The 26,512-nt window shown below is 69.2% G+C and carries 20 protein-coding genes; 12 read left to right on the top strand and 8 right to left on the bottom strand.

Annotated elements, in window-relative coordinates:
* Positions 1 to 24: 24 nt before the first annotated feature.
* Together AB7E83_RS09245 and AB7E83_RS09240 are read right to left on the bottom strand one after the other, a co-directional pair.
* Positions 25 to 555, bottom strand: a complete 531-nt coding sequence (locus tag AB7E83_RS09245; protein ID WP_428568155.1) for a 3-phenylpropionate/cinnamic acid dioxygenase subunit beta — start codon at positions 553 to 555, stop codon at positions 25 to 27.
* On the bottom strand, positions 555 to 1,907 hold the full coding sequence (locus AB7E83_RS09240) for an aromatic ring-hydroxylating oxygenase subunit alpha (protein ID WP_428568152.1): 1,353 nt from the start codon (positions 1,905 to 1,907) through the stop codon (positions 555 to 557). Before AB7E83_RS09240 ends, AB7E83_RS09245 begins: the two co-directional genes overlap by 1 nt.
* 115 nt (positions 1,908 to 2,022) lie before the next feature.
* Here AB7E83_RS09240 and AB7E83_RS09235 point away from each other — a divergent pair, with 115 nt between their 5' ends.
* Together AB7E83_RS09235 and AB7E83_RS09230 are read left to right on the top strand one after the other, a co-directional pair.
* Positions 2,023 to 2,736: a class II aldolase/adducin family protein gene (locus AB7E83_RS09235; RefSeq protein WP_428568149.1), complete on the top strand. Its 714-nt coding sequence runs from the start codon at positions 2,023 to 2,025 to the stop codon at positions 2,734 to 2,736.
* Between the two features lie 16 nt (positions 2,737 to 2,752).
* Complete coding sequence (locus AB7E83_RS09230) at positions 2,753 to 3,838, top strand: porin (RefSeq protein ID WP_428568147.1); 1,086 nt, start codon at positions 2,753 to 2,755, stop codon at positions 3,836 to 3,838.
* A 113-nt stretch (positions 3,839 to 3,951) separates the two neighbouring features.
* Here the strand turns inward: AB7E83_RS09230 and AB7E83_RS09225 are convergent, their stop codons facing one another.
* The 5 genes from AB7E83_RS09225 to AB7E83_RS09205 form a co-directional block, all read right to left on the bottom strand.
* Positions 3,952 to 4,929: a Bug family tripartite tricarboxylate transporter substrate binding protein gene (locus AB7E83_RS09225; RefSeq protein WP_428568145.1), complete on the bottom strand. Its 978-nt coding sequence runs from the start codon at positions 4,927 to 4,929 to the stop codon at positions 3,952 to 3,954.
* Between the two features lie 20 nt (positions 4,930 to 4,949).
* Positions 4,950 to 5,924, bottom strand: coding sequence for a hypothetical protein (locus AB7E83_RS09220; protein ID WP_428568142.1), 975 nt, complete (start codon positions 5,922 to 5,924; stop codon positions 4,950 to 4,952).
* Positions 5,924 to 6,808 (bottom strand): hypothetical protein, encoded by an 885-nt coding sequence (locus AB7E83_RS09215; RefSeq protein ID WP_428568140.1) that lies wholly within the window; start codon positions 6,806 to 6,808, stop codon positions 5,924 to 5,926. The genes AB7E83_RS09220 and AB7E83_RS09215 overlap by 1 nt, the downstream gene beginning before the upstream one ends.
* A gap of 100 nt (positions 6,809 to 6,908) precedes the next feature.
* Positions 6,909 to 7,778: a VOC family protein gene (locus tag AB7E83_RS09210; RefSeq protein ID WP_428568137.1), complete on the bottom strand. Its 870-nt coding sequence runs from the start codon at positions 7,776 to 7,778 to the stop codon at positions 6,909 to 6,911.
* Between the two features lie 30 nt (positions 7,779 to 7,808).
* The gene (locus AB7E83_RS09205) at positions 7,809 to 8,780 is read right to left on the bottom strand and encodes a LysR family transcriptional regulator (RefSeq protein WP_428568134.1); all 972 of its coding nucleotides are present in this window, start codon (positions 8,778 to 8,780) and stop codon (positions 7,809 to 7,811) included.
* Between the two features lie 53 nt (positions 8,781 to 8,833).
* Here AB7E83_RS09205 and AB7E83_RS09200 point away from each other — a divergent pair, with 53 nt between their 5' ends.
* Positions 8,834 to 9,790, top strand: a complete 957-nt coding sequence (locus AB7E83_RS09200; protein ID WP_428568132.1) for a PDR/VanB family oxidoreductase — start codon at positions 8,834 to 8,836, stop codon at positions 9,788 to 9,790.
* Between the two features lie 53 nt (positions 9,791 to 9,843).
* On the opposite strand, the gene AB7E83_RS09195 is transcribed toward AB7E83_RS09200, so the two are convergent.
* Positions 9,844 to 10,779 (bottom strand): hypothetical protein, encoded by a 936-nt coding sequence (locus AB7E83_RS09195; RefSeq protein ID WP_428568129.1) that lies wholly within the window; start codon positions 10,777 to 10,779, stop codon positions 9,844 to 9,846.
* A gap of 55 nt (positions 10,780 to 10,834) precedes the next feature.
* Between AB7E83_RS09195 and AB7E83_RS09190 the strand changes: the two genes are divergently transcribed.
* From AB7E83_RS09190 to putA, 9 genes are all read left to right on the top strand, one after another.
* Positions 10,835 to 11,884 (top strand): NAD(P)H-dependent flavin oxidoreductase, encoded by a 1,050-nt coding sequence (locus AB7E83_RS09190; protein ID WP_428568128.1) that lies wholly within the window; start codon positions 10,835 to 10,837, stop codon positions 11,882 to 11,884.
* 81 nt (positions 11,885 to 11,965) lie between these two features.
* Complete coding sequence (locus tag AB7E83_RS09185; protein ID WP_428568125.1) at positions 11,966 to 13,330, top strand: DUF1800 domain-containing protein; 1,365 nt, start codon at positions 11,966 to 11,968, stop codon at positions 13,328 to 13,330.
* 2 nt (positions 13,331 to 13,332) lie between these two features.
* On the top strand, positions 13,333 to 14,505 hold the full coding sequence (locus AB7E83_RS09180) for a DUF1501 domain-containing protein (RefSeq protein ID WP_428568124.1): 1,173 nt from the start codon (positions 13,333 to 13,335) through the stop codon (positions 14,503 to 14,505).
* 126 nt (positions 14,506 to 14,631) lie between these two features.
* Positions 14,632 to 17,046 carry a beta strand repeat-containing protein gene (locus tag AB7E83_RS09175; protein ID WP_428568122.1) on the top strand — a complete coding sequence of 805 codons (2,415 nt, stop codon included), beginning with the start codon at positions 14,632 to 14,634 and terminating at the stop codon, positions 17,044 to 17,046.
* Between the two features lie 159 nt (positions 17,047 to 17,205).
* Positions 17,206 to 17,781, top strand: a complete 576-nt coding sequence (locus tag AB7E83_RS09170) for a (2Fe-2S)-binding protein (protein WP_428568119.1) — start codon at positions 17,206 to 17,208, stop codon at positions 17,779 to 17,781.
* Positions 17,778 to 18,803, top strand: a complete 1,026-nt coding sequence (locus AB7E83_RS09165) for an FAD binding domain-containing protein (protein ID WP_428568117.1) — start codon at positions 17,778 to 17,780, stop codon at positions 18,801 to 18,803. Before AB7E83_RS09170 ends, AB7E83_RS09165 begins: the two co-directional genes overlap by 4 nt.
* Positions 18,800 to 21,151, top strand: coding sequence for a xanthine dehydrogenase family protein molybdopterin-binding subunit (locus AB7E83_RS09160; protein ID WP_428568114.1), 2,352 nt, complete (start codon positions 18,800 to 18,802; stop codon positions 21,149 to 21,151). The genes AB7E83_RS09165 and AB7E83_RS09160 overlap by 4 nt, the downstream gene beginning before the upstream one ends.
* Positions 21,152 to 21,203: 52 nt before the next feature.
* The gene (locus AB7E83_RS09155) at positions 21,204 to 22,703 is read left to right on the top strand and encodes a class I adenylate-forming enzyme family protein (RefSeq protein WP_428568112.1); all 1,500 of its coding nucleotides are present in this window, start codon (positions 21,204 to 21,206) and stop codon (positions 22,701 to 22,703) included.
* Between the two features lie 57 nt (positions 22,704 to 22,760).
* Positions 22,761 to 26,507: a trifunctional transcriptional regulator/proline dehydrogenase/L-glutamate gamma-semialdehyde dehydrogenase gene (putA, locus tag AB7E83_RS09150; RefSeq protein WP_428568110.1), complete on the top strand. Its 3,747-nt coding sequence runs from the start codon at positions 22,761 to 22,763 to the stop codon at positions 26,505 to 26,507.
* Positions 26,508 to 26,512: the final 5 nt, after the last annotated feature.

Here is a 26,512-nt window from a genome sequence, read left to right as displayed (position 1 = left end):
CGTGGAGTCCTTGGGTCGAGGCCATCAGAAGAAAATCGTCATGGCCTTGGCCAGCAGGACGTTCTGGTCCAGGCGTATCTCGCGCCTGGCGATCCGGAATCCGCCGTCCACGCGCCGCAGCACGTCGCGCCGCTTCCCCATGTAGAACTGGACCTCGCGCTCGTTGCGGCTGGCGTAGACCACGAAGCGGCTTTTCACCGCGATTTCCCCGCCTTCGATCGACTCCACGCGGACGCATGCCACGAGGTGGGTCGTGCGCGACGCCGGCTCTTCGGCCCAGTGGTCTCCGCCCTGGATCTGCTTGATGCGCTGGCCCAGCGTCTTCTTGTCTTCGTCGAACCACGCGGCGTCCCTGCGTTCGCGCGTGTACTCGTCCTGGGGCTGGCCGAACTTGAAGCTGCGCGCAAGCGGCATCCAGTAGCGCAGGTCGTCCGCCAGCAGCGCGTGCCACTCGTTGAACCGGCGCTCGTCGAGCAGCTCCGCTTCGTGCGAGAGGAAGCTCTCGACCTCGTGCTGCAGCATCAGCTTTTCGAGCAGGTTGTCGGCGGCGCCCATCACGCGATCTCCTTGAGCGCAATGACCCTGGCGTTCGCCGCGCGCACCGGCTCGGTCATCGCCGTGTTCCAGCGCGCATAGAAGCATCGTTGCCCGTTGTCGGAGATGCCTTCGTCGCACAGGGAGGTCTCGCCGAACCAGGGCACGGGCCAGGCCGGCTTCGCCTTGTCCAGCTGCAGCATGAAGTTGAACGGGTTCGAAGCGGCGGCGTGGCTCGCCGTGCCCAGCTGCGCACCGGTCCAGTTCTCGATGTCGTCGGTCTCGGTCATGCCCGCCGGACCCGCATAGCGAAGGAGGTAGTGGCGCAGCGCATCCTTCACGGCCTGCGGCGCCTTGCGCGGCACGAAGTACCAGCGCCACACCTCGCTCATGCCGGGGGCGCGGGGCACGAAGATGGTCACGGCCGTGCGTCCCGCGGCGAGGTACGTCATGTTCGGGAAGATCGCGCCGCCGCGGTTGTAGAAGCGCGAGCGCTCGCCGAGCCGGCGCTGCCGCTCGTAATGCGCGTCGCGGAAGTATTCGTCGACGACCGGGTCCTGGCCCCACATCGACACGTATGCACGTTTTTCGTCGTCGTAGAGGCTGGCGCGACAGGCGTGGCCGCTGCCCGGGTAGCCGAGATTCAGCGTGCGGAACTTCGCGGGGTCCGCGTCCCAGGCATGGCGGCCCTTCTTGCCCGACATCGCAATGCCCAGGCGCTGGACCGAAGCGTGGCTCGGGTCGTGATACAGGTCGCCGGCGGCATTCTCGACGGGAAATTTCCAGTTGCACGGCAGGTCCCACTTCTGCACGCCTTCGACGATTTCCCAGCCGTCGTCCTCGCCGTCGGGACCCGCCCAGAAATCGCGCAGCGTGAACGCAGCGTCGCCCAGGTAGTCCTCGAAGGCTGGAACGTCCGCCCCGAAGGTCGCCCAGATGGAGCCCCCGAAGAGCGCCACCCGCGCCTTCATCAGTCCCCACTGCGAGGCGTCGAGCTTGCCTTCGTAGCACTCCTCCTTCGGGATGCCGACCAGCTTGCCGTCGCTGCCGAACGACCAGAAGTGGTAGGGACAGGTGAAACGCTGGGCGTTGCCGTGGTCGTAGCGGCACACCTTGACGCCGCGGTGGGGGCAGTGATTGAGCATGACGTTGACCGCGCCCGTCATGTCGCGAGTGACCAGCACGGGCTCGTGACCGCACTGCGAAACGAAGAAGTCCCCCTTTTGCGGAAGCTGGGACTCGTGCCCCACGTACATCCAGGAGCGGGAGAAAACGCGATCGCGCTCCTGCTCGAAGCAGTCCTGCGACGAGTAGATCGTGCGCGGGATCAGCCCTTTCGCGAGATCGACGATGGGGGGGGTTCCTGGATTCATGGACGCGATGCCTCCGGTGAGGGGGTTTGGATGAAAAGCGCTTGCATTCACAACCAGCATATCTTATGCTAGCATATCATCTGATGTCAAACTCTTTTTTTCAGGACTTCAACCGATGCGGCCCGCGCCCTCCCTCGACGACCTTCAGCGGCAAGTGCGTATCGCCGCCCGCGCGCTCGCGCGCACGGGCCTCGTCACCGCTTTCGGCCACTGCAGCGTCCGCCTGTCCGCGAAGGAGTTCCTGGTGTGCGCCGCGCGGCCGATGGCCTCGATCGGCGTCGGCGAGGCCGGCACGCGGGCGCCCGTCGAGGGCGAGCTGCCGCAGGGCGTGCTTGGCGAAGTGCGGATGCATCAGCAGATCTATCGCCGCCGTGCGGACGTCCACGCGATCTGCCGCTTCATTTCGCCCCAGGTCACGGCCCTGGCCGCGATGGGATGCAGTCCGTCGGCACGGCACGGCTTCTCTTCGTATTTCTATCCGCGCGTACCGATGTGGAACGATCCTGCGCTCGTGCGCAACGACGCGGCCGCCGCGGGCGTGGCCGAGACGTTGGGCGATGCGCCCGCCGTGGTCGTCGCCGTCAATGGCGCCGTCACCGTCGGGGCCGACATGCCGCGTGCGCTCTCGCTCGCCTGGTTCCTCGAAGACGCCGCACGGGTGGAACTCGCGGTGCGCGCCGCCGGCGGCGCCGATCACCGAACTTTCGCCAACGCGCAGGCGGCCGCGCAACGCGCGACCTGGGACGGCCGCATCGCTGAACGAATGTGGGAATTCATGACCGCCACCGACCCGGAGCTTCCACGAAGCCCCAACCCTTCCATTCACTGACCGAGGAGATACCTGCATGAAGAAAGTCCTGATGGCCCTGGCCGCGACAACCGTCGTGGGCGGCGCCGCCGCGCAATCGAGCGTCACGCTGTTCGGCGTGGCCGACATCGCGTTCCAGCACGTCACGAACGGCGGCGTCGCGACGCTCAATCGTTTCCACTCCGGCGCGCACACCGGCTCGCGCATCGGCTTCCGCGGCCAGGAGGACCTGGGCGGCGGACTGTCGGCCGGGTTCTGGCTGGAAGCGGCGATCGGTATCGACAGCGGCGCCGGCGGCGCGACGAATACGAACAACCAGCCGTCGGGCTCCGGTGCGAGCACGGCTCCCCCGGGCCTGACGTTCAACCGGCGATCGACGGTGAGCCTCACCGATGCGCGCTGGGGCGAAGTCCGCCTCGGCCGCGACTACGCGCCGCAGTACTGGAACATCTTCTGGTACGACCCCTGGAACAACGGCGGCGTCGCCGCCTCGCAGGTCGCGAACAGCCTGCCGAACCTCACGATCGCCGGGGTGCGCGCGTCCAACGGCATCAGCTATCTGACGCCCTCCACGCTGGGCGGCTTCTTCGGCCAAGTCACCTACTTTCTCGGCGAGAACCCCAGCACGCCGGCCGCCGCCGAAAATCATGGCAATGGCTGGGGCGTGCGCGCCGGGTGGAAGGGTGGCCCCGTCGAAGTCGCCGCATCGATCGGCCGCGTCAACTATGCGACCGGAGACCAGCGTTCGCTCAACTTCGGCGGCTACTGGGACTTGCGCGTGGCGCGGCTCATGGCGATGGTCCAGCGCGACGAGATTCGCGCCGACATGAGCCGTGGCTTCATCGTGGGCGGTGTCATTCCCGCCGGACCCGGCGCCGTCAAGGTTTCGTATTCCGAATACCGCACCGGCGCGGCGGGCGTGGATCCGAAAACGCGAAAGCTCGGCCTGGGCTACGTCTACGATCTCTCCAGGCGCACGGTCCTGTTCACGACGGCCTCCACGGTTCGCAACAGCAACGGCGCTGCCGCTTCGGCGGCGGGCGGTACGAGTGGCGGCGCCGGTTTCCCCCGGCCCAACAATCGCTCGAGCGGATTCGAGCTCGGAATCCGCCACGCGTTCTGATCGACCCCTCAAGGTTTTGGCCCGGCTCGCGCCGGGTTTTTTTTTGCTCGCTCTTCGCGGAGCAAAAGAAAACGGACCCGCGGGTCCGTTCTGAACGTAGACGCGAGTCCGGTTTACTGAGGCTCGATCTTCGCGATCTTCGCGAGGCGTCCCCAGTTGGCGATCTCGCGTGCCTGGAACGCCTCCATGTCGCGGCGCGAGCCCGCGAGAACGTCGGAACCGCCGTTTCGCAGGAACTTCGCCATCTCTTCGCTCGCGAGGATCTGGTTCAGCCAGCCATTGAGCTTGTCAGCCACGACGCCCGGCGTCCCCGCGGGCAGCGCCAGCGCGAACCACACCGACACCGGCTGATAACCCGGCAGGCCGGACTCGAGCATCGTAGGAATGGCCGGCGCGGCCGACGAGCGCTTCTCCGTCGTCACGGCCAGGACGCGGAATTTGCCCCCGCCCAAATGCCCGATGATCGTCGCCGCATCGACGAACACGAAGTCGATGTCGCCGTTGCCGAGGTCCACCAGTGCCTGCTGCATGGTCTTGTACGGAATCTGCGATGTGTCGAGCCCAGCCGTCGACTTGTACATCTCTGCTGCCGCCAGCGAAATGCCGGTCGGCGCGCCGTAGCTGCCCTTCGCACCCTTGGCCTTCAACAGTGCCGTGAGTTCCGCCACGGTCTTCGCGGGCTTCTGCCCGCTGACCACGAGGAAGAACGGCATGTGCGAAATCGTTCCGACGGGCACGAAGTCCTTCACCGGATCGAACGGCAGGTTCTTGAACATGTAAGGCGCAGCGGCGAATGCGATGCTCGGCGCGAACAGGACGGTGTGGCCATCTGGCTTGGCGGCCTTGACGGCGCTCACCGCGATATTGCCGAAGGCGCCGGGCTTGTTCTCGACCACGACGGCCTGCCCGCTCAGAGCCCGTAGCCGGTCGGCGATGAAACGCACGAGGACGTCGGCGCCGCTCCCCGCGGCGGTGCCGACGACCATCGAGATCGCACGGCTGGGGAAATCCTGCGCGAATGCCGGCAAGCCCGCGGCGCAGAGTGATGCGGCGGCCGCAGCCACGAGGCGCCTGCGTGAGAGTGAATGCACTTTGATGTCTCCTGAGTCGATCATTCTGAACTCCACAATGCGAAGCCGCAGCCTGCGGTCGCCTTCCTGGACGGGAAATAGTCGAGCACTTGTGCCTTGATGCCGGGGTCCGCCCCCTCCATCGCGGCGGCCGTCACGAGCCATGTTCGCAACTCGCCGGTGCCCGATGCGTTCGCGGCAGAGCGGAACCCGAAGAGGCCGGCCAGTTCATCCGCCCGTCCGCGCTCGATGCAGTCGAGTACCCAACGGTCCAGCGGTTCGTCGACCCAGCCCGAGCGCGGACCCGAAGGATCGTGCGACATGCCCCCGCTTCCGAGGATGCCGACACGCTTGTCGGTGCGCTCGCAGATCCGCGCGAGGGACTTGCCGATCGCGAGGCAACGGGTGCCGGAGAGCACACCCGGCGTGTGCTCGATGGTCCGGATCACGAGCGGCACGATGGGTACATCCAGCCCCGGCGTAATGAGTGGCAGCGGGCGCGTGATGGCGTGCGGCGCCCGTCGTTCAACGCGGCCGCGAGGGCGTATCGCCCGGGCGATGGAGACGTCGAAGCCCTCGTCGACGAGTCCGTCCTGCAGCAGAGCGGCCAGGTCGGGGTCCACCGGAACGGTCATGCCGAAACGATCGGGATGTTCCCAGAACTTCAGCGGGGGATCGCAGTCTGCTTCGCCGATGTTGTGAAACCCCGTGACGGGATCCTTGCCCGAATAGATCAGCAGCGCGGGCGAGTGCGAAGGCGCGAACCATTCGTCCTGGTCGCCGCCGACGACGATCAGGGCGTCGAGACGGTGCTTTGCCGCCTCGTCCTGCATCCGCGCGAATGCGACCTTCCTGCGACTCACCCAGTCGGACACGCAGGCGCGGTCCTCGGCTTCGACTTCGGGCGGCTGCGGCACGCCCGAACTGATCAGGCGCCAGTAGTACTGCCAGCCTTCGTACGTGTCCTGGAACAGGCTGGGGAAATGGCTTGTGGCCATGCCAAGAACCAACGGCATCAGCGGGTCTCCCAGGTGAAGAAGCCCACGCCGGTCGCGGCGGCGTGCAGCGGGAAATAGTCGATGGTCCGTCCTGCGCCACCCGCCTGCTCCATCGCGGCCGCTGCGGCGAGCCAGAGACGAAGCTCGGCGGAGTTGCCGCGCAACGCGTTCGACTGCACGTCGAACATCGAAGCGACTTTCGCCGAACGTCCCGTCTCGAGGCGACGCAGCACCCACCGGTCGAGTTCGGGGTCCGTCCACCCCGCCATGTAGCCGTGCGGGTCCCCCGACATGCCTCCGCTCGCGAGCACTCCGAACCGCCTGCCGCTGTGAGCGAGCGCTTGCCCGAGTGCGCCGCCGAATTCGTGCGCTCGCCAGCCGCGCAACGCCGGCGCGACGTGGCAGTTGAGGTGCAAGGGGACGACCGGCAAGCCGGCGTCGAGGCCGTGCATCAGCTCCACCAGCGCGGGCACCGCGCCGCGCTCGGCATCTCCCCGGGGCCTGAAGTCGCCATGCGATTCCGCGACGTCGAAGCCTGCATCGAAGAGCTCCTCGATCGCGAGGTCCGCGCCGGCGCTGTCGCAGGGCAGATGCCGGATCGCCGACGGCTCGCCCGCCTGCGTCAAGGCCGTCTCTCCCCAGATGCTGTCGCCCGCATGGACATGGATTTGCGGCGTATTGGCGTCGTCGAATGTCCTCGCACGATCCGCGACGAGGACAACGAGCGAATCGAGCTTCGCGCGAAGTATGCTTTCGCGCAACGCATGAAAGGCGGCATCGATCCGCAGCGACGCGGCGGCCAGGCGTTCGGGCGTCTCGTCGCCCGCCGCGGCGGGCTGGGGTACGGAGCCCGTGAGAAATCGCGAAACGATCGACCAGCGGTCGCGCGGTCGATAGAGCACGGGCGAATGCGAGACAGCGCCTCCCCAGACTAATGGCACATCGTGCTCCTTCTCGGGCGATCCGCGACGATCGGGCAATTGATATGCGGGATCACGTTTTTCAACTCCTGAATTCGGGAATGTCCGGCTGCGATCCCCACATGCACAGAGACTCCGGCCGGAAGGGGAATTGCCGCGGTTGGTGGTGGGGGTCGGCGATTCTGCTCACGCCCGACGAGAACTCGTAGGTCATGCCGTCCGGCCCTTCGAAATAGAGAAACATCGCGCCCGACGTGGGATGCCGGCCCGGACCGAAGACGGTGCGGACGCCTTCGCGTTGCAGCAGGTACCAGGTGCGCATGATGTCGTCGATCGAGGCGACCTGGTGATTCACGTGCTGCACGCCACTGCCTGCGGATGGAAACAGGGCGACCTTGTGGTGGATCTCGTCGATGCGCAGCAGCGGCGCATCCCCGATGCGGTCGCTCACCTTTGCGCCCAGGACCCCAGTCCAAAAAGCTTCGTCGCGCGTTGCGTTCGTGGTGCGCAGACCGATATGCGAGAACCCCGTGTTGCCCGTATCGCGCGACGGAAAGAACGGCACGCCGCTGTGATGGGGTTGCACGACGAGGTCGATGGCGTTGCCGCTCGGGTCCTTGAAATTGATGAAGGCGCGCACCCGGCGTTGCTCGCATTCGGCCGCGTTGCCGATGTGGATGTGATGCTGCAGCCGCTCGAGCTCCTGCGCCGCGCCTTCGAGATCGGCCTGGCTGCGAACTTCGAACCCGACCGTGTGGTCCGCGGGATCTCCGTCGAAATAGACGAGCGTGTGATCGCGGTCGTCGCTGCGGAAGTAGAGCTGCCGCGATGTCTTTTCCCTGCCGTGGCACGCACCGACGCTCAGGCCGAGGATTTTTTCCGCGTACCGGCGGGCGCCCGTGAGGTCGCGGGTGCCGAGTCGGACATATCGAATGTCGTGCAGCTGGATCATGGTCGGGACGATAGGGTCCTGGCTTGCTCGTCACCAGCCAGCACGGTCAATGCGGGAAATTGACGGCATCAATGCCGGGGCTTGCGCCTGGAACAGTTCGCGGAACTGCGCACGCAGCCACGCGATAGCGGGGTCCTGGTGGTAGCGCGTGTGCCAGTACTGCTTGATGTCGATGGCCGGCACCGCGAGAGGCAGGTCGAACACCTGCAGCTGGAAGACCTCGGCAAGCACGCGCCCCAGCCGGGACGGCACCGTCAGTACGAGGTCGGTCGACGCCACGACGTCGGACACGCCCAGCGAGTGGGCGACTCTCAAACCGACGTTGCGCTTGCGCCCGAGCCGCAGGAACTCGCGGTCGAGGCTCGCCTCGAGGTTGTGATGGCTGGCCGCCGAGGGCACGTACACGATGTGCCGCGCATCGAGGTACGCCTCCCGCCCGAACGCCGAGGAAGTCGCGGCGGGATGACCACGGCGTGCCATGACGACATAGGTTTCCTCGAAGAACTTCTGCGAATAGAAGTCGGGGCCGAAGTCCGCGAAATAACCCACGGCCAGGTCGATGTCCCCGCCGGCAAGCGCGGCCTGCGTCGCGTCGGGGAACATGTCCACGGTCGTCACCTGCACGTTCGGCGCATGCACGGTGAAGTGCTGCAGCAGCCGGGCCAGGAAGAGCCTTTGCGCGATTTCCGTCATGCAGATCCTGAAGCACCGCGAAGACCGGGCGGCCACGAAACGTGGCTTGCCCTCGATGGCGGCGCGCAGCTGATTCAGCGCGCCCTGCACCGGAGCCGCCATCGACTCCGCAAGCGGCGTGGGACGCATCGATCCCTTCGTGCGAACGAACAGCGGGTCGTCGAAGTGATCGCGCAATCGCGCCAGCGCATTGCTCATCGACGCCTGCGCAAGCCCCACCTCCGCGGCGGCGACCGTCACGCTCCCGGCGCGCAGGATCGCATCGAACACCAGCAGGAGGTTGAGGTCGAGATCGTTGAGTCGGGTCATTGCATCACCGTCAGACGATATGCTAGCATAACGTATCTGCCTGGAGTCAACCCATGTCAACCCTCTCGGTCCGCGTCGATGAAATCAGAAACGAAGCGGAAGACATCAAGTCCTTTCGCCTGGTGAGCGCGAGCGGCGACCCCTTGCCTTCGTTCACCGCGGGGTCGCACATCGACGTTCATGTCGAACCCGGCCTCACCCGGCAATACTCGTTGGCCAACGCGCCGGAGGACGGCGGCGCGTACCTGATTGCAGTGAAGAAGGAGCCCCTGTCCCGGGGCGGCTCGCGCGCCATGCACGAGCGCGTCCGGCAGGGCGACGTCCTGCAGATCGGTGCGCCCCGAAACAACTTCGCTCTGGCCTCGGCCGGGCGCCACCTTTTCTTTGGCGGCGGCATCGGGATCACGCCGCTGCTCGGCATGGCGATGCACCTCGACTCCGGCGGCGTCCCGTGGGAACTGCACTACTTCAGCCGCTCGCCGCGCCACACCGCCTTTCACGAGCTTTTGTCCGCACCGCGGTATGCCGAAAAGGTTCACTTCCACTACGCGCTGGAGCAGGACGCAGTTCGCGGCTACCTGCGCAAGCAGTTATGGCACCGGCCCGATGGCGCCCATCTCTATCTCTGCGGACCCCGCCCCTTCATGGACACGGTGGAACAGACCGCTTCGGCAACGTGGCCGCCGGAAGCGGTCCACGTCGAATACTTCTCCGCGGATCCGGCGTCTCTGGCCGCGCCGCGGCCCACTTTTCGCGTGCGCCTTGCGCGCAGGCAGATCGAATGCACGATTCCGGAGGACGAGTCGATCTGCACGGCGCTCTTCGACCACGGCGTGCGCATCGAATCAATGTGCGGCCAGGGAGTCTGCGGAACCTGCGTGACCGGCGTGCTGGAAGGCATTCCCGACCATCGCGACGTGTACTTGAGCGCGGAGCAGAAAGCCGCGAACGATCGGATCATGCCCTGCGTGTCGAGAGCGCGGAGCGAGATGCTCGTGCTGGACCTCTGACGGGCATCGCGACCGCGTTCATTGCCGCGGCGACTGCCACGGCGGCAACAACTTCATGACCGACGGCGAACGCGCAGCCCGGCGACTTTCAGGGTTTGCGCGGTCGCCTCGAATCGAAGCTCACCGCCTTCGACGTGGATCTGCGCCTTCAACTCGCCGGTGACTTCATCGGCGGCGAACGTCATTTCCCCCGCGTTCATTCTCGAGTTCGCGATGCGCAATGCAGGTAGCTCGATGACGAAGCCGCGCCCCACCGCACCCGACTGCACGCGCAAGACGTTGCGCCCTTCGGCCCGCCCCGACAGTTGCGCCTCTATCCCCGGGGCGATCAACATTCCGTCGGCCAGTCGCAGTTCGCCCGACACCGCCGTGCGATCGAAGAGCACGCGCGTGGGGTCGGTGATGCCCGCGGCCGGCGCGACCAAGCCCTGGCGCAGCAGGCCTTCGACGAAAGCCTGCAAGTGGAGCTTGCCGCGCGACGAGACCCATTGCCCGAGCAATGCGTCTCGTCGCTCGAACGCCACGCCGGCGACCGGCGTGGACGGGAACCGATAGAGATAGCTGCGTCCGTTCGGCGCATCGACGTAGATGCCGAGCTCGCTCGCGCCCATGCGCGAGTCGGGGCCGACGTGCTCGACCGTCGCATCGCCGAAATCCACTTCGCCGTTGCGGATCGGCACCGTCACGTTCGCATCGAAGAGCAGGTGCGCATCGACGATCTGCGCGCGGAGGTCGCCGTTCGCGGCGGCGAGCGGCTCGAGCCGCCATGCATCGGTGGCGGGCAAGCGGGACAGGTTCAAGGGCCCCGCGACTTTCAAGCCCGACAGTTCGGCTTCCCCGGCTTCGAACCCGTCGATGCGTGCGGTCGTGTCGATCAGCCGCAAGCGCTCGACATCGACGACGAGCGGCCCCCAGCCGAGGCGAAGCGATTGAATTTCAACGGTCGACGCGGCAAGCGCGAGGGCGCCGAACGCGGGAAGCGCGGTCATTGGGTCAGTCTATCGCGCGGGGGCTACGATGTGGTGCATCTGGAGCCCGCCCGCCATGACTCTGCAGCAACTGCTCGGCACGTCCCTCCCCCTGGTCCAGGCCCCCATGGCCGGGGTGCAGGGCAGCGCCCTCGCCATCGCGGTGACGAACGCGGGCGCGCTCGGCTCGCTGCCCTGCGCGATGCTCGCGCCGGACGCGATGCGCGTCGAGCTGCGCAGGATCGTCGAACAAACCGCCGGTCGGCCGTACAACGTCAACTTCTTCTGCCACGCACAGCCCGCGTTCGACGCGCAGCGCGATGCGAAGTGGAAGGCCGCCCTGGCCCCGGCCTTCGAGGCGTTCGGCCTCGATCCCGACGCCGTTCCCACCGGCCCCGGCCGGCTCCCCTTCAGCGCCGAAGCGGCGGACGTGCTCGCCGAATTCAGGCCGCCCGTGGTCAGCTTCCACTTCGGCCTGCCGTCCGCCGACCTGCTCGCGCGCGTGCGGGCCTGGGGCGCGAAGGTGCTGTCGTCCGCGACGACGGTCGACGAGGCGCGATGGCTCGAGGCCCACGGCGTCGATGCGGTAATCGCGCAGGGGCTCGAAGCGGGCGGCCACCGGGGCATCTTCCTCTCCGACGACCTGAACACGCAGGTGTCGACGTTCGCGCTCGTGCCTCAGATCGTGCAGGCCGTGAAGGTCCCGGTGATCGCGGCCGGCGGCATCGCCGATGCGCGCGGCGTGGCCGCGGCCCTGGCGCTCGGCGCGGCGGGCGTGCAGGTGGGCACGGCCTACCTGCTGTGTCCCGAGGCGACGACATCCGCCCTGCACCGCGCCGCGCTGAAGTCGGAGGCTGCGCGCATCACGGCCCTGACGAACGTCTTCACCGGCCGGCCGGCGCGCGGCATCGTCAACCGCGCGATCCGCGAGCTCGGCGGCATCAGCGATGCGGCCCCGGCCTTTCCGCTCGCCACGGCGCGCATCGGCATGCTCCGCGCGAAAGCGGAGCACGGCGGCAGTGGCGACTTCTCGCCGCTGTGGTCGGGGCAGAACGCGAGCGGCTGCAAGGAGATCGCGGCGGCCGCACTCACGCGCGAACTTGCGCTCGGTTTCGCCGCCGGCTGAGGCCGCCGCCAGCGGGCTTTACGCGCGCGAAACTTTTTCCCTCTGGATTTGGGCGCGGCGGCGAAGCAGAATCGGCGCACCATGCCTGCCTCAGCAATCGCCCTGAACCGCTTCGGCCTCGGCGCGCGGCCCGACGAACCCGTGCCCGCCGACCCGCAGCGCTTGCTGCTTTCGCAATTCGACCGCTGGGACCCGCTGCCCGCGCCCCTGCGCGCCGTGCCGCGCACGCCCGCGCTCGTCGAGGTGTGGAACGCGCAGCAGCGCGCCGTGCGCCAGGCGCCCGAGGGCCAGCGCGCCGGCATCCGCGAGGCCTATCTGCGCAAGGCGCGCGAGGAATACGTCGCGGCGGTCGGCGCGCGCGCGGGCAGCGCGTTGCAGGCCGGAACGCCCTTCCTGGAGCGGCTCACGCATTTCTGGTCGAACCACTTCGCGGTGTCCATCGACAAGCTGGCCGTCATCGGCCTGGCCGGCTCGCTGGAGACCGATGCGATCCGCCCGCACGTGCTCGGCCGCTTCGAGGACATGCTGCTCGCGGTGCTGCGGCATCCGGCGATGCTGCTGTTCCTCGACCAGGCGCAGTCCATCGGGCCGCGCAGCTTCGTGGGCCTGCGCGCGCAGGAGCGGCAGCAGCGCCTCCGCGGCCTGAACGAGAACCTGGCGCGCGAGATCCTGGAGCTGCACACGCTCGGCGTGCGCAGCGGCTACACGCAGGAGGACGTGACCGAACTCGCGCGCGCGCTGACCGGCTGGACGGTGCCGGTCGACTCCCGCGGCGGCGCGACGGAAACCTTCCGCTTCGTCCCGGCGCTGCACGAACCCGGCGCCCGCACGGTGCTGGGCCGCGCCTACGCCGACGACGGCGAGCGCCAGGCCCGCGCGATCCTGCACGATCTCGTCGCGTCCCCCGCGACCGCGCGCCACATCGCGACGAAGCTCGCCCGCCATTTCGTGGCCGACGAGCCGCCGCCCGCGCTGGTGCAGCGGCTCGCCGACACGTTCGCCCGCACCGGCGGCGATCTGCCCAGCGTGTATCGCGAGCTCGTCGCGGGGCGCGAGGCGTGGCAGGCCGAGGCACGCAAGTTCAAGACGCCCTGGGAATGGGCGGTGTCGAGCCTGCGCGCCCTGGGCCGCAACGAAATCGCGCCGATGCAGGCGACCAATCTCATGAACCAGCTCGGCCAGCCGGTGTGGCGGCCGGGCTCGCCCGCCGGCTACGACGACGCGGCCGCGAGCTGGGCCGCGCCCGATGCGCTGCTGCGCCGGGTGGAGGTCGCGCAGCGCATCGTCGCGCAGACCGGCAACGCGCTCGATGCCCGGGCGCTCGCGCCGCGCGTGCTGCCCGGCGGCGCGCTCGGCGATGCGACGGCGGCCGCCGTGGCGCGCGCCGAAAGCGGCGGCATGGCGCTCGCGCTCCTGCTGGTGTCCCCCGAATTCCTCAGGAGATGAGCATGAATCTCGACCGACGCGGATTCCTCGGCGCCGCGGCGCTGTTTGCCGCGCCCCGCATGCTGTTCGCGCAGGCCGCGACCGAGCGGCGCTTCGTCTTCGTCATCCAGCGCGGCGCGGCCGACGGCCTGAACACCGTCGTTCCCTACGCCGATCCGGCCTATGCCGCCGCGCGCGGCGGGCTCGCCATCGATGCCGCCACGGCGCTCAAGCTCGACGGCACCTTCGCGCTGCATCCGAGCCTGGCCGAACTGCACAAGCTGTACGGCGCGGGCCAGGCGAGCTTCTTCCATGCCGTCGCATCGTCGTATCGCGACCGTTCGCATTTCGATGCGCAGAACGTTCTCGAAACCGGGGGCGGCGCGCCCTACCGGCTGAAGGACGGCTGGATGAACCGACTGCTGGGGCTGCTGCCGCGCGCGGGCAAGGACGCGATCGCGTTCTCGCCGGCCATCCCGCTGGCGATGCGCGGCGCGCTCGACGTCGCGTCGTACGCGCCGACGTCGCTGCCCCAGGCCAACGACGACCTGATGCTGCGCGTCGAGCAGCTCTACGCGAAAGACCCGCAGCTTCATGCGCTGTGGTCCTCGGCGGTCGAAGCGCGCGGCATGGCCGGCGGCATGGGCGGCGGCATGGGCGGCGGCATGGGCGGCGGCGCGAACCGCCAACAGCCCGGCGCACTCGGGCGCATGGCCGCGGGCTTCCTGGCGCGTCCGGACGGACCTCGGCTCGCGATGATCGAAACCGGCGGCTGGGACACGCACAGCGCGCAGAACGCGCGCCTCGCCTTCCAGTTGCGCGGCCTGGACAACCTCATCGCCGGCCTGCGCGAGGGCATGGGCGCGGCCTGGTCGCAGACCGTCGTGCTGGTCGCGACCGAGTTCGGCCGCACGGTCGCCGCCAACGGCACGGGCGGAACGGACCACGGCACGGGCGCGGTCGCGATGCTCGTGGGCGGGGCGGTCCAGGGCGGCCGCGTCGTCGCCGACTGGCCGGGGCTTGCCGCGGCCAGCCTGCACGAGGGCCGCGACCTGAAGCCGACGCTCGCGCTCGAATCGGTGGTGGCGGCGGCGAGCGCGGAGACCTTCGCCCTCGCGCCGCAGCGCGTCGCGAGCACCCTCTTCCCCGATGCCACGGCGGCCAGGCCCGTTGCCCGACTTACGAACTTCGTTTAAAGGAAGCGCCCGGCGGCGGCGGCGGCGACTCCTGCGCGCCACATTCGGCACGCGCGAGACGCGCGGCGCGCGCAAGCTCGGCTATAAACGACGTTTCGTTCGTCCAACTACAAGGAAGTAAAGACAATGCCCGCACAGATCTTCGGCGCTGAAGCAATTGCCATCCAGCTGTACCAGGCCTTCTTCGGCGCAGCGCCGAGCAATCCGCTGTACGTCAACTACACGCAGGTGATCCGGGCCTCGTCGCCGCAGTCCTTCGCCCTCACGCTGGGCAACCAGTTCTCGACGGTGAGCGACGCCAACCTCGCCACCAGCGTCCTGACCAACCTGGGCATCACCGCCACGTCGGTGCCCGCCGCTTCGTACACCGCGCTGCTGACGGCGCTGACGCAGGCTTTCGCCGCCTACCCGACGCAGCGCGGCCTGGTCGTGCTGAACCTGGCGAACATCCTCACCGGGCTCGAGACCGACGTGACCTTCGGCTCCGTCTCGCAGGTGTTCAACCAGTCGGTGACCGCGAGCTACGTGTATGCCTCCAACAAGGACAACACGCAGACCCAGTCCCTGGGCGGCATCACCACGACGTCGCCGCTGACCGTCAACGCCGGCGACCTGCTCACCGGCACCGCGGGCAACGACAACATCAACGGCAACCTGTTCTTCAACACGCCCTCGGGCACGTTCTTCCAGACGCTCAACAGCGGCGACACGGTCAACGGCGGCGCCGGCACCGACACCCTGACCGTCGGCCTGAACAACGGGGCCGCGCAGTCCATCGCCCCGACGCTGACCAGCATCGAGACGATCGCCATCAACGCCACCGGCACGGCGACCACGTCCATTGACATGGTGAACTCCACCGGCCTGGCCAACCTGAGCCTGGCGAACAGCACGTCGGCCGCGGGTTCCGTCGTGATCTCGTCGCTGTCGACCGTGCTCAGCACCATCAGCATGTCCAACACGCAGGCCGGCATCCTGGTCCTGGGGACGACGGCCACCAACGGCACCGCCGACACCGTAGCGGTCAACCTGAACCAGGTCGGCACGCCCAACGTCACCGCGACCATCCTCACGCTGCCCGGCTACGAGACGATCAACATCAACAGCACGGGCCCGGCCACGAACGTCATCGGCCTGTCCAACACCACGGGCACGCAGCAGATGAGCGCGGGCGCGGTGATCAACGTCACGGGCACCACGACGCTGGCCATCAACACCCAGGGCCAGACGAACGCGCTCACGATCAACGCCTCGGGCATGACCGGCACCGCCGCCCTGTCCGTCACCTCGGCCGGCCGCCCCGAACTCCCCACGGCCAACGCCGCGGTGACGATCACGGGCACCGCGAACAACGACACGTTCAACTTCTTCCGCACGGACGTCGGCCTGCAGGCCTATTCCACCGCCGACGTCGTCAACGGCGGCGCCGGCACGGACACGATCGGCGTGGGCACCTTCGCCGCGGTCGGCGTCAGCGCCAACCAGACCAACCTGTCGAACCTGGAAATCCTGTCGCTCCTGTCGGCCACGGCGGCGGGCACCTACACGCCGGCCGCCTTCGGCGGCGCGACCACGCTGCAACTCACCACGGCCTCGGCCGCGGCCTACACCGTCAACTACGGCGCGGGAACGGCTGGCCTGAACCTCCAGGCCGACCAGGGCGCGGCCACGGTGAACTCCGCCGGCTCCGCCACCACCGACGTGCTGAACGTCGCGCTCGGCACGTCCACGACCGCGGGCGTCACCGTCGGCGCGCTCGCCTCGACGGGCTTCGAAACGATCAACGTGGCCTCCAACGGCGCGGTGTCCGCCGCGAACGCGACGGGCAACGTCACGATGGCCGCTTCGGCCGCCGTCGAGACGCTGAACGTGAGCGGCGCGCGCAACCTGACCGTGGGCACGGTGCAGGCCGACGTCGTCAACGCATCGACGATGACCGGCAACCTCGTGATGACGGGTGTCTCGCTCGGCGCCGGCCTCACGGCCGGCGTGCCGGTCACGAACGCGGGCATGCAGATCACCGGCGGCGCCGGGGCCGACACCCTGTTCGGCAGCGATGGCGCCGACCAGATCGCCGGCGGCGCGGGCGCGGACCGCATCCGCTTCGGCAGCGCGGGCACCAACCAGGGCGACATCGTCACCGGCGGCGACGGCGCCGACCGCTTCGCCTTCGAAGGCGCGGCCCAGTCCCAGGGCACGGCGCAGATCGTGAAGATCACGGACTTCGTGGCGGGCACCGACAAGATCGCGCTGACCTTCGGCCCGACGGCCGTGACGATGGGCGGCGCGGTGACCGTGGCGACCGCCGACACCCTGACGCAAGTCTGGGCCGGCGTGGGCGCCTCGACCGGCACCGCCGCCGACGCGAACGTGGCGGCGAAGATCGTGACGGTTTCCGCGGGCCTGGCCTCCGGCACGTACCTGTACGTCGATGCGAACGACGACCTGGCCGCCGCGTCGGCAGCCGACATGCTGATCAACATCAGCGGCGTCACCGGCACGGTGACGGCAGGCGACTTCGTCTTCACGCTGGCCGCGTAAGCACGGCCGCGAGCCCCGCGAGGCTCATGGAGCCCGCCTCGAAGAGGCGGGCTTTTTTTCGCCTGCGCCACGCGGCTGCTCGACCAGGGACGGCGCGGCGTCCGACACGGCGCCGCGACGAGAGCGTCCAAGAATGCAGGCTCCCATCGAACGAGCCGCATGACAGATTCCGCCCCCTCCCCGGCCCGTGCCTCGACGCACGCGCCGCTTCCCGAACCCCGCCCGCTTCGCATCGGCATCAACGGCACGCCCCACGAGCTGCAGGTGCAGCCCTGGGTGTCCCTGCTCGACCTGCTGCGCGACAGGCTGCATCTCACCGGCACGAAGAAGGGCTGCGATCACGGCCAGTGCGGCGCATGCACCGTGCTCGTCGACGGCGAGCGCGTGCTGTCGTGCCTGACGCTGGCCGTGATGCGCGACGGCTGCGAGGTCCGCACGGTCGAGGGACTCGCCGAGGGCGACGCCCTGCATCCGCTGCAGGAGGCCTTCATCGCGCACGATGCCTTCCAGTGCGGCTACTGCACGCCCGGCCAGCTGTGCTCGGCCGTCGGCCTCATCCGGGAAGGGCAGGCGAAGACGCTCGACGACGTGCGCGAACTCATGAGCGGCAACCTCTGCCGCTGCGGCGCGTACGTGCAGATCGCGCAGGCCGTGGCCGAAGTCGCGCTGGGCGCGGGCGAACACCGCAGCGAACGCGCGCACGCGCCGATCGTGCCGGGGACGGTGCCGGGATGAACCCGTTCGCCTACACCGCCGCCGGGTCCGTCGGCGATGCGCTTTCGGACATCGCGGGAGCGAACGCGAAGTTCGTCGCCGGCGGCACCAACCTGCTCGACCTCATGAAGGAAAACGTGATGCGCCCCGCGCATCTCGTGGACATCAACCGCCTTCCGCTCGACGGGATCGAGCCCCGGCCCGACGGCAGCGTGCGCCTCGGCGCGCTCGCCCGCAACGCGGCCACGGCCCACCACCCCTTCGTGCGCGAGAACCTGCCGCTCCTGTCGAGCGCGATCCTCGCGGGCGCGTCGCCGCAGATCCGCAACATGGCGAGCAACGGCGGCAACCTGCTGCAGCGCACGCGCTGCTACTACTTCTACGACAGCCTCGTTCCCTGCAACAAGCGCGAGCCCGGCAGCGGCTGCCCGGCCATGGGCGGGCTGGCGCGCCAGCATGCGATCCTGGGTGCGAGCGAACACTGTATCGCGACGCACCCTTCGGACATGTGCGTCGCGCTGGCGGCGCTCGACGCGACGGTGAACGTCGCCTCGGTGCGCGGCGAGCGAACGATCCCGTTCGGCGAATTCCATCGACTGCCGGGCGACCGACCCGAGGTCGACACCACGCTCGAGCCCGACGAACTCATCGTTGCGATCGACATTCCAGCGTCGCGACAGTTCCGCGACCACAGCGTCTACATGAAGCTGCGCGAGCGGCAGTCGTATGCGTTCGCGCTCGTGTCCGTGGCGGCGGCGCTCGACATCGACGGCGGCGTCGTGCGCGAAGCGCGCCTCGCCCTCGGCGGCGTCGCGCACAAGCCCTGGCGCGATCCGCGCGTCGAGGCGCTGATCGTGGGCCGGCCCGCGACGGCCGCCACCTTCGAGCGCGCGGCCGCCGCGCTGCTGGAGGGCGCCGTGCCGCAGGGCGTCGGCGTCGGCAGCAACGCCTTCAAGATTCCCCTTGCGCGCCGCGCCATCGTGCGCGCGCTGGCCCAGGCGGCCGAAGCGACCGTGACCAACCTGGGGGACAACGTCCGATGAGCGCTCGCGAAAACACCGAACCTTTCGACGACCTCGTGCCCGTCGCGCCGGCAGGCACCGGCTACGTGGCGAAGGGCGACGCGCTGCCGCGCATCGACGGCCGCGCCAAGGTCACCGGCCAGGCGCGCTATGCGGCCGAGTACCTCACGCCCGACATGACCTACGGCGTCGTGGTCAACGCAGCGGTGCCGCGCGGGCGCATTCGCAAGCTCCACGTCGAGGCCGCGCTCGCCGTGCCGGGCGTGCTCGACGTCCTGTCGCACGAGAACCGGCCGAAGATCCGCAAGCTGGATTTCTTCTACAAGGACATGACCTCGCCCGCCGGCTCGCCCTTCAAGCCGCTCGCGGGCGATACGATCCACTACAGCGGCCAGCCTGTGGCGCTGGTGGTGGCGGAAACGTTCGAGGCGGCGCGCTACGCCGCGTCGCTGGTGCGCGTGGAGATCGACGCGGAGCCGCACGAGACCGGCCTGCTCGGGAACCTGGCGCACGCCCACAAGCCCAAGCCCCTGAAGGCGGGCTACTCGCCGCCGCCGAAGCCGCGGGGCGACGCCGACGCCGCGTTCGACGCCGCGCCCGTGAAGATCGACGCGGCGTTCCACTCCGGCGTCGAACACCACAACCCGATGGAGATGCACGCCTCCACCGTCATCCGCGACGCGAGCGGACACCTCACCATCTACGACAAGACGCAGGGCTCGCAGAACTGCCGCTGGGTCGTCTCGCGCGTATTCGGCCTGTCCGAAAGCAAGGTGACAGTGAAGAACCCGTTCGTGGGCGGCGCGTTCGGCTCGGGGCTGCGCCCTCAGTACAACCTGATCCTCGCGGTGATGGCGTCGCTGCACCTGAAGCGCTCGGTGCGCGTGGTGCTCACGCGCCAGCAGATGTTCACGTTCGGCCATCGGCCCGAGACCTGGCAGCGCGTGAAGCTCGCCGCCGAGCGCGATGGCACGCTGAGCGCCATCGTCCACGAGGCGATCGCCGAGACTTCGCGGCTCGAGGACTACGTGGAGGTCGTCGTCAACTGGTCCGGCCAGCTCTATCGCTGCGACAACGTGCGCATGGACTACAAACTGGTCGACCTCGACGTCTACAGCCCCATGGACATGCGCGCGCCCGGCGCGGCGCACGGCGTGCATGCGCTGGAGGTGGCGATGGACGAACTGTCGTACGCGCTCGGCATGGACCCGGTCGCGCTGCGACTGAAGAACTACGCCGAGCGCGACGCCGCGAAAGACCTGCCCTATTCCACGAAGGAACTGCGCGCCTGCTACGAGCAGGCCGCCGAGCGCTTCGGCTGGTCGCGGCGCAACCCCGAGCCGCGCAGCATGCGGGAGGGCCGCGAACTCGTCGGCTGGGGCATGGCCACGGGCCAGTGGGACGCGCTGCAGATGTTCGCGAAGGCGCGCGCGATGCTGCACCCGGATGGACGCCTGGAAGTGGAAAGCGCGGCGAGCGACATCGGCACGGGCACCTACACGGTGATGGCGCAGATCGCCGCCGACGCCCTCGGCCTGCCGATGGAGAACGTCGCCTTCCGCCTCGGCGATTCGCGGCTGCCGGTGGCGCCGATCGAAGGCGGTTCCTCGCACGTCACCACCGTGGGCTCGGCGGTCGACGGCGTGTGCGAGAAGGTACGCAAGAAGGTGCTGAAGCTCGCGCAGGGCATGCCCGGCTCGCCGCTGAAGGGGCGCAAGCCCGACGAGGTCGAATTCGTGCGGGGCATGGTGCGCGCGAAGGGCGGCGCCGACGGCGTGCCGCTGCTCGACATCCTCGCGCACGGCGGCCGCAGCATCGAGGAGAAGCACCTCATGCTGCCCGATGTGCTGAAGCAGAAGAAGTTCATCCGCGCGACGCACTCGGCGGTGTTCTGCGAAGTGCGGGTCGACGAGGAACTGGGCACCGTGCGCGTTACGCGCATGGTGACGGCCGCCGCCATCGGCCGCGTCATGAACGAGCAGCTGGCGCGCAGCCAGGTGCTGGGCGGCATGGTCTGGGGCATCAGCCAGGCGCTGCACGAGGAAACGCATGCGGACGACCGCCTCGGCCGCTTCATGAACCACAGCTACGCCGAATACCACGTGGCCGTGAACGCGGACATCCATGCGCTCGACGTGATCTTCGTCGACGAGGACGACCGCATCGTGAGCCGCCTCGGCGCGAAAGGAGCGGGCGAGATCGGCATCGTCGGCGTCGCGGCCGCGGTGTCGAACGCGATCTTCCACGCCACCGGGCGCCGCATCCGCTCGACCCCCATGACGCCGGACAAGGTGATGGCGCCGGGGGACGGCTGGGCGGCCGGGGACGGCGCCATCGGGATCGATGGAGAGGCATCGCGCACGACGTAGTTCGCGACCGGCAGCGCAGGGGCCGGCGCTCGGGCGACAATGCGCTCGAATCATGGCCCTTCCCCCCTTCCGCACCCTCCCCGACCTGCTGCGCGAACATGCGGCCGCGCTCGGCGACGCGCCCGCGCTCCGGCAGGGCGAACGCAGCATGTCCTGGCGCGACTACGACGCGATGGCCGACCGCGTCGCCGCATCGCTGCAGCGCGACGGCATCGAGCCGCGACAGAGCATCGCCGTCTGCGCGGCGAACTCCATCGAATATGCCTGCGTCTTCCTCGGCGCGCTGCGCGCGGGCATCGCGGTCGCGCCGCTGCCGACAACCTCGTTGCCAGCCCAGATCGCGGGCATGGCGAACGACAGCGGCGCGCGGCACTTCTTCGTCGACGGCGGCGTTCCCGCGTTCGAGACGAAGGCGCGGCGCTACGACCTGAACGCGCTCGACGGCTGGCTCGTGCCCGCCGGAACGAAGCCGCGGCCCGTCGAGATCCAGCCCGAGTGGCCGTTCAACATCATCTACTCGTCCGGCACCACCGGCACGCCCAAGGGCATCGTGCAGTCGCACGCCATGCGCTGGGCGCACGTGGCGCGCTCCGGGGGCTATGGCTGGAACCGCCGCTCGGTCGCGCTGCTCGCGACGCCGATGTGCTCCAACACCACGCTCGTGTGCTTCCTGCCGGCGCTGGCGGGCGGCGGCTGCGTCGTGCTGATGGAGGGCCGCTTCGATCCGGCGTCGTACCTCGCGACGGCGCAGAAGCACCGCGTCACGCACGCGATGCTGGTGCCGGTGCAGTACCAGCGCCTCATGGCCTTTCCGGACTTCGACGCCTACGACCTCTCGTCCTTCCACATGAAGTTCTGCACGAGCGCGCCCTTCTCCGCCGCATTGAAGGCCGAGGTGCTGAAGCGCTGGCCCGGCGGACTCGTGGAGACCTACGGCATGACCGAAGGCGGCGGCACGCTCGTGCTGGAGGCGCACCGCTTCCCGGACAAGCTGCACACCGTCGGCAAGCCCGGCGAAGGCCACGACATCCGCGTGATCGACGAGGACGGCAAGGAGTTGCCGTCCGGCGAGATCGGCGAAGTGGTGGGCCGCTCGCCCGCGATGATGACCGCGTATCACAACCAGCCCGCAAAGACGCGCGAGGCGGAGTGGTTCGACGCCGAAGGACAACGCTACATCCGCACCGGCGACGTCGGCCGCTTCGATGCCGACGGCTTCTTCACGCTGCTCGACCGCCGCAAGGACATGATCATCAGCGGCGGCTTCAACCTCTACCCGAGCGATCTCGAAGCCGTCGTGCGCGGGCATGCGTGCGTGCGCGACGTCTCCGTGGTCGGCGTGCCGTCCGCGAAATGGGGCGAGTCGCCGGTGGCCTTCGTCGTGCCCGCCGCGGACGCGCCCGGCCCCGACGAATTGCGCGCCTGGGCGAACGAGCGGCTCGGCAAGACGCAGCGCCTGGCCGACGTGATCTACCTCGACGAACTGCCGCGCAGCGACATCGGCAAGGTGCTCAAGCGGGAGCTGCGGGACCGCTACGCCGCGAGGAAGTAGCGCGCCGCGTCGCTGCGTCCCAACGTCGCATCGTCCGCAAACCTCACCGGGGATCCCATGAACCCTGCCGACCCGTCTCCGTCCGCGCCCCCGCCCCGCGCCTTCGAGCGATTCTTCGATGCGTCCGACCACGCGGCCACGCGCTTGCGCCGGGCGGTCACCGCCGCGTGGCGCCTGCCCGAAGCCGATGCGGTCAGGGCGATCATCGAGGGCGCCCGGATGCCGAAGGACGTCACGGCCAGGACCCATGCGCTCGCGCTTCGGATGGCACGGGGCCTGCGGGCTCGCAAGGCATCGGCCGGACGCGCGGGCATCGTGCAGAACCTCCTGCAGGAGTACGCCCTGTCCTCGCAGGAAGGCATCGCGCTCATGTGCCTTGCCGAAGCGCTGCTGCGCATCCCCGACGTCGCCACGCGCGACGCGCTGATCCGCGACAAGATCGCCAGAGGCCAGTGGCAGACGCACCTGGGCAAGAGTCCGAGCCTCTTCGTCAACGCGGCGACCTGGGGTCTGCTGCTCACCGGGCGGCTCGTGGCGACGCACAGCGAGACCGGGCTTTCGGCCTCGCTCGGCCGGCTCGTGAGCGCCGGCGGCGAGCCCCTCATCCGCAAGGGCGTCGACATGGCCATGCGGATGATGGGCGAGCAGTTCGTCACGGGCGAGGACATCGACGAAGCGCTGCTCAACGGGCAGGCGCGCGAACGCGAGGGCTTCCGGTACTCGTACGACATGCTCGGCGAAGCGGCCATGACGATGCGCGATGCGCAGCGCTACCTGCGCGACTACGAGAACGCGATCCACGCGATCGGCGAGGCGTCCGCGGGCCGCGGCATCTACGAAGGTCCGGGCATCTCGATCAAGCTGTCCGCCTTGCACCCGCGCTACGTCCGGGCGCAGTACGACCGCGTGATGGGCGAGTTGTACCCGGTGGTGCTCGGACTGTGCGAGATCGCAAAGCGCTACGACATCGGCCTGAACATCGATGCGGAAGAAGCGGACCGCCTCGAGCTTTCGCTCGACCTGCTGGAGCGCCTCGCGCTCGCGCCGCAACTGCGGGGCTGGCAGGGCCTGGGCTTCGTCATCCAGGCCTACCAGAAGCGCTGCCCCGCCGTCGTCGACGCCCTCGTCGACCTCGCGCGGCGCAGCGAGCGCCGGCTCATGGTCCGCCTGGTCAAGGGTGCGTACTGGGATTCCGAGATCAAGCGCGCACAGGTCGAGGGCCAGGACGGCTATCCCGTCTTCACGCGCAAGCCCTACACGGACGCTTCCTACCTCGCGTGCGCCCGCAAGATGCTCGCGGCGCCGGACGCGATCTATCCGCAGTTCGCGACGCACAACGCCCACACGCTCGCGGCGATCCATGAATTGGCGGACCCGGCGACCTACCACCCGCGCCAATACGAATTCCAGTGCCTGCACGGCATGGGCGAGCCGCTTTACGAGCAGGTCGTGGGCGACCCCGCGCAGGGCAAGCTCGGCCGGCCTTGCCGCATCTACGCGCCGGTGGGCACGCACGAGACGCTGCTGGCCTACTTGGTGCGGCGGCTGCTCGAGAACGGCGCCAACACCTCGTTCGTCAATCGCATCGCCGACCCTTCGCTGCCGCTGGAGGATCTCGTCCGCGATCCGGTCGAGGAGATCGAAGCCCTTGCGCGTGCGGAAGGCGCACTCGGTCTCGGGCATCCGCAGATCCCGCTTCCGCGCGCGCTGTACGGACCGCTGCGCCTGAACTCGCGCGGCATGGACCTCGCGAACGAATCCCAGCTTCGCGCGCTCGCGGCGTCGATGCGCGAAGCGGCCCGGCAGGCGCATCGTGGCGGCCCCCTGCTCGGCGAGGACACGCACGAGGGAGAACTTGAGCCGGTCGACAATCCGGCCGATTCCGGCGACCGGGTCGGCGGGGTGCGCGAAGCGACGCCGGGGGAGATCGAACTTGCCCTGGAATGCGCGACGACCGGCGCGCGCGCCTGGGCCGCGACGGCGCCCGCCGAGCGCGCGCGCGCACTCGAAGCCGCGGCCGACGGGTTCGAGGCGGCGATGCCCGAGCTCATGGCCTTGCTGATCCGCGAGGCGGGCAAGACCGCATCCAACGCCATCGCCGAAGTCCGCGAAGCCGTGGACTTCCTGCGTTACTACGCGCGCGAGATTCGGCAGGACGACGGGGTCGAGACGCAACGTCCGCTCGGTCCCGTGGTCTGCATCAGCCCGTGGAATTTCCCGCTGGCGATCTTCGTGGGCCAGGTGTCGGCCGCGCTCGCCGCGGGTAACGCCGTGCTGGCGAAACCGGCGGAGACCACGCCGCTCATCGCCGCGGAAGCCGTTCGCACCTTGTGGGCGGCCGGCGTTCCGAGGGCGGCCCTTCAGTTGCTGCCGGGACGCGGCTCCGTCGTGGGCGCCAGGATCGTCGCCGACGCGCGCATCCAGGGCGTGCTCTTCACCGGCTCGACCGAAGTCGCCCGCGTTCTCCAGCGCACGATCGCCGGCCGTGTCGACGATGCGGGCCGCGCGATTCCACTGATCGCGGAGACCGGCGGGCAGAACGCGATGATCGTGGACTCGTCCGCCCTGCCCGAGCAAGTGGTCGCCGACGTGCTCGCGTCCGCTTTCGACAGCGCGGGCCAGCGCTGCTCGGCGCTTCGCGTCCTCTGCGTCCAGGAGGACGCGGCCGACAGGATCCTCGACATGCTGCTCGGCGCGATGGCCGAACTGCGCGTGGGCAACCCCGACCGGCTTTCGACGGATGTCGGCCCCGTCATCGACGCCGCCGCGAAAGATCGCATCGAACGTCACGTCGCCGCGATGCGCGCGAAGGGGCGGCGCGTTCACCGGGTCGCGGGACATGGCAACGCGCCGCTGCATGCCGGGACGTTCGTGTTGCCGACGCTCATCGAGCTGGAGAGCGTGTCCGAACTCGAACGCGAGGTGTTCGGCCCGGTCCTGCACTTCGTGCGCTATCGCCGCGAGGATATCGACGTCCTGCTCGCGCAGGTCAACGGCACGGGCTACGGACTCACCCTCGGACTGCATACCCGCATCGACGAGACGATCTCGCGCGTCCTGGCGGCCGCGCATGCCGGCAACGTGTACGTCAACCGGAACATGGTGGGCGCGGTGGTCGGCGTGCAGCCGTTCGGCGGCGAGGGCCTGTCGGGGACCGGGCCGAAGGCAGGCGGGCCGCTCTACCTGCACCGCTTGCGCGCGGGCCGCGCGAGCGACGTGCTCGCGAGGATCTTCGGCGATGCCGGGCGCAACGACGTCGCTCCCGCCCTGGCCGCCCTGTCCCGGTGGGCGCGGACACGAGGGGACGCCGCGCTCGTCGACGCCTGCGAGCGCTTTCGCGCCCAGGCGCGCACCGGGGCGGCCCTTGTCCTGCCCGGCCCGACCGGCGAGCGCAACGTCTACAGCGTCGTGCCCCGTCCACAGGTGCTCTGCCTCGCCGATGCCGATGTCGATCGGCTGACCCAGCTCGCCGCCGTCCTCGCCCTTCGCAGCCATGCGCTCTGGCCGGCGAGCGCGCAGTCGCTTCGCGAGCGCCTGCCGCAGGACGTGCAGGCCGAGATCTCCGTTGCGCGCGACTGGACCGCCGCGTCGGTCCGATTCGATGCCGTGCTGCTGCATGGGTCCGTGGAGGAACTCGCGCAGGTCCAGCAGGCGCTCGCCATCCGCGCGGGTTCCATCGTCGGCGTCGAACGACTGGACCCCGGCGATCCGCACATTCCCCTGGAGCGGCTGGTGATCGAACGCGCGCTGAGCGTCAACACCGCGGCGGCGGGGGGCAACGCGTCGCTGATGACGCTGGGGTGAGCGAG

Origin of the sequence: Ramlibacter sp. (assembly GCF_050250995.1) — a bacterium.
Taxonomy (GTDB): Bacteria; Pseudomonadota; Gammaproteobacteria; order Burkholderiales; family Burkholderiaceae_C; genus Ramlibacter.
The sequence above is the reverse complement of the archived record's forward strand: the minus strand, read 5'-3'. Positions and strand labels throughout refer to the sequence as shown.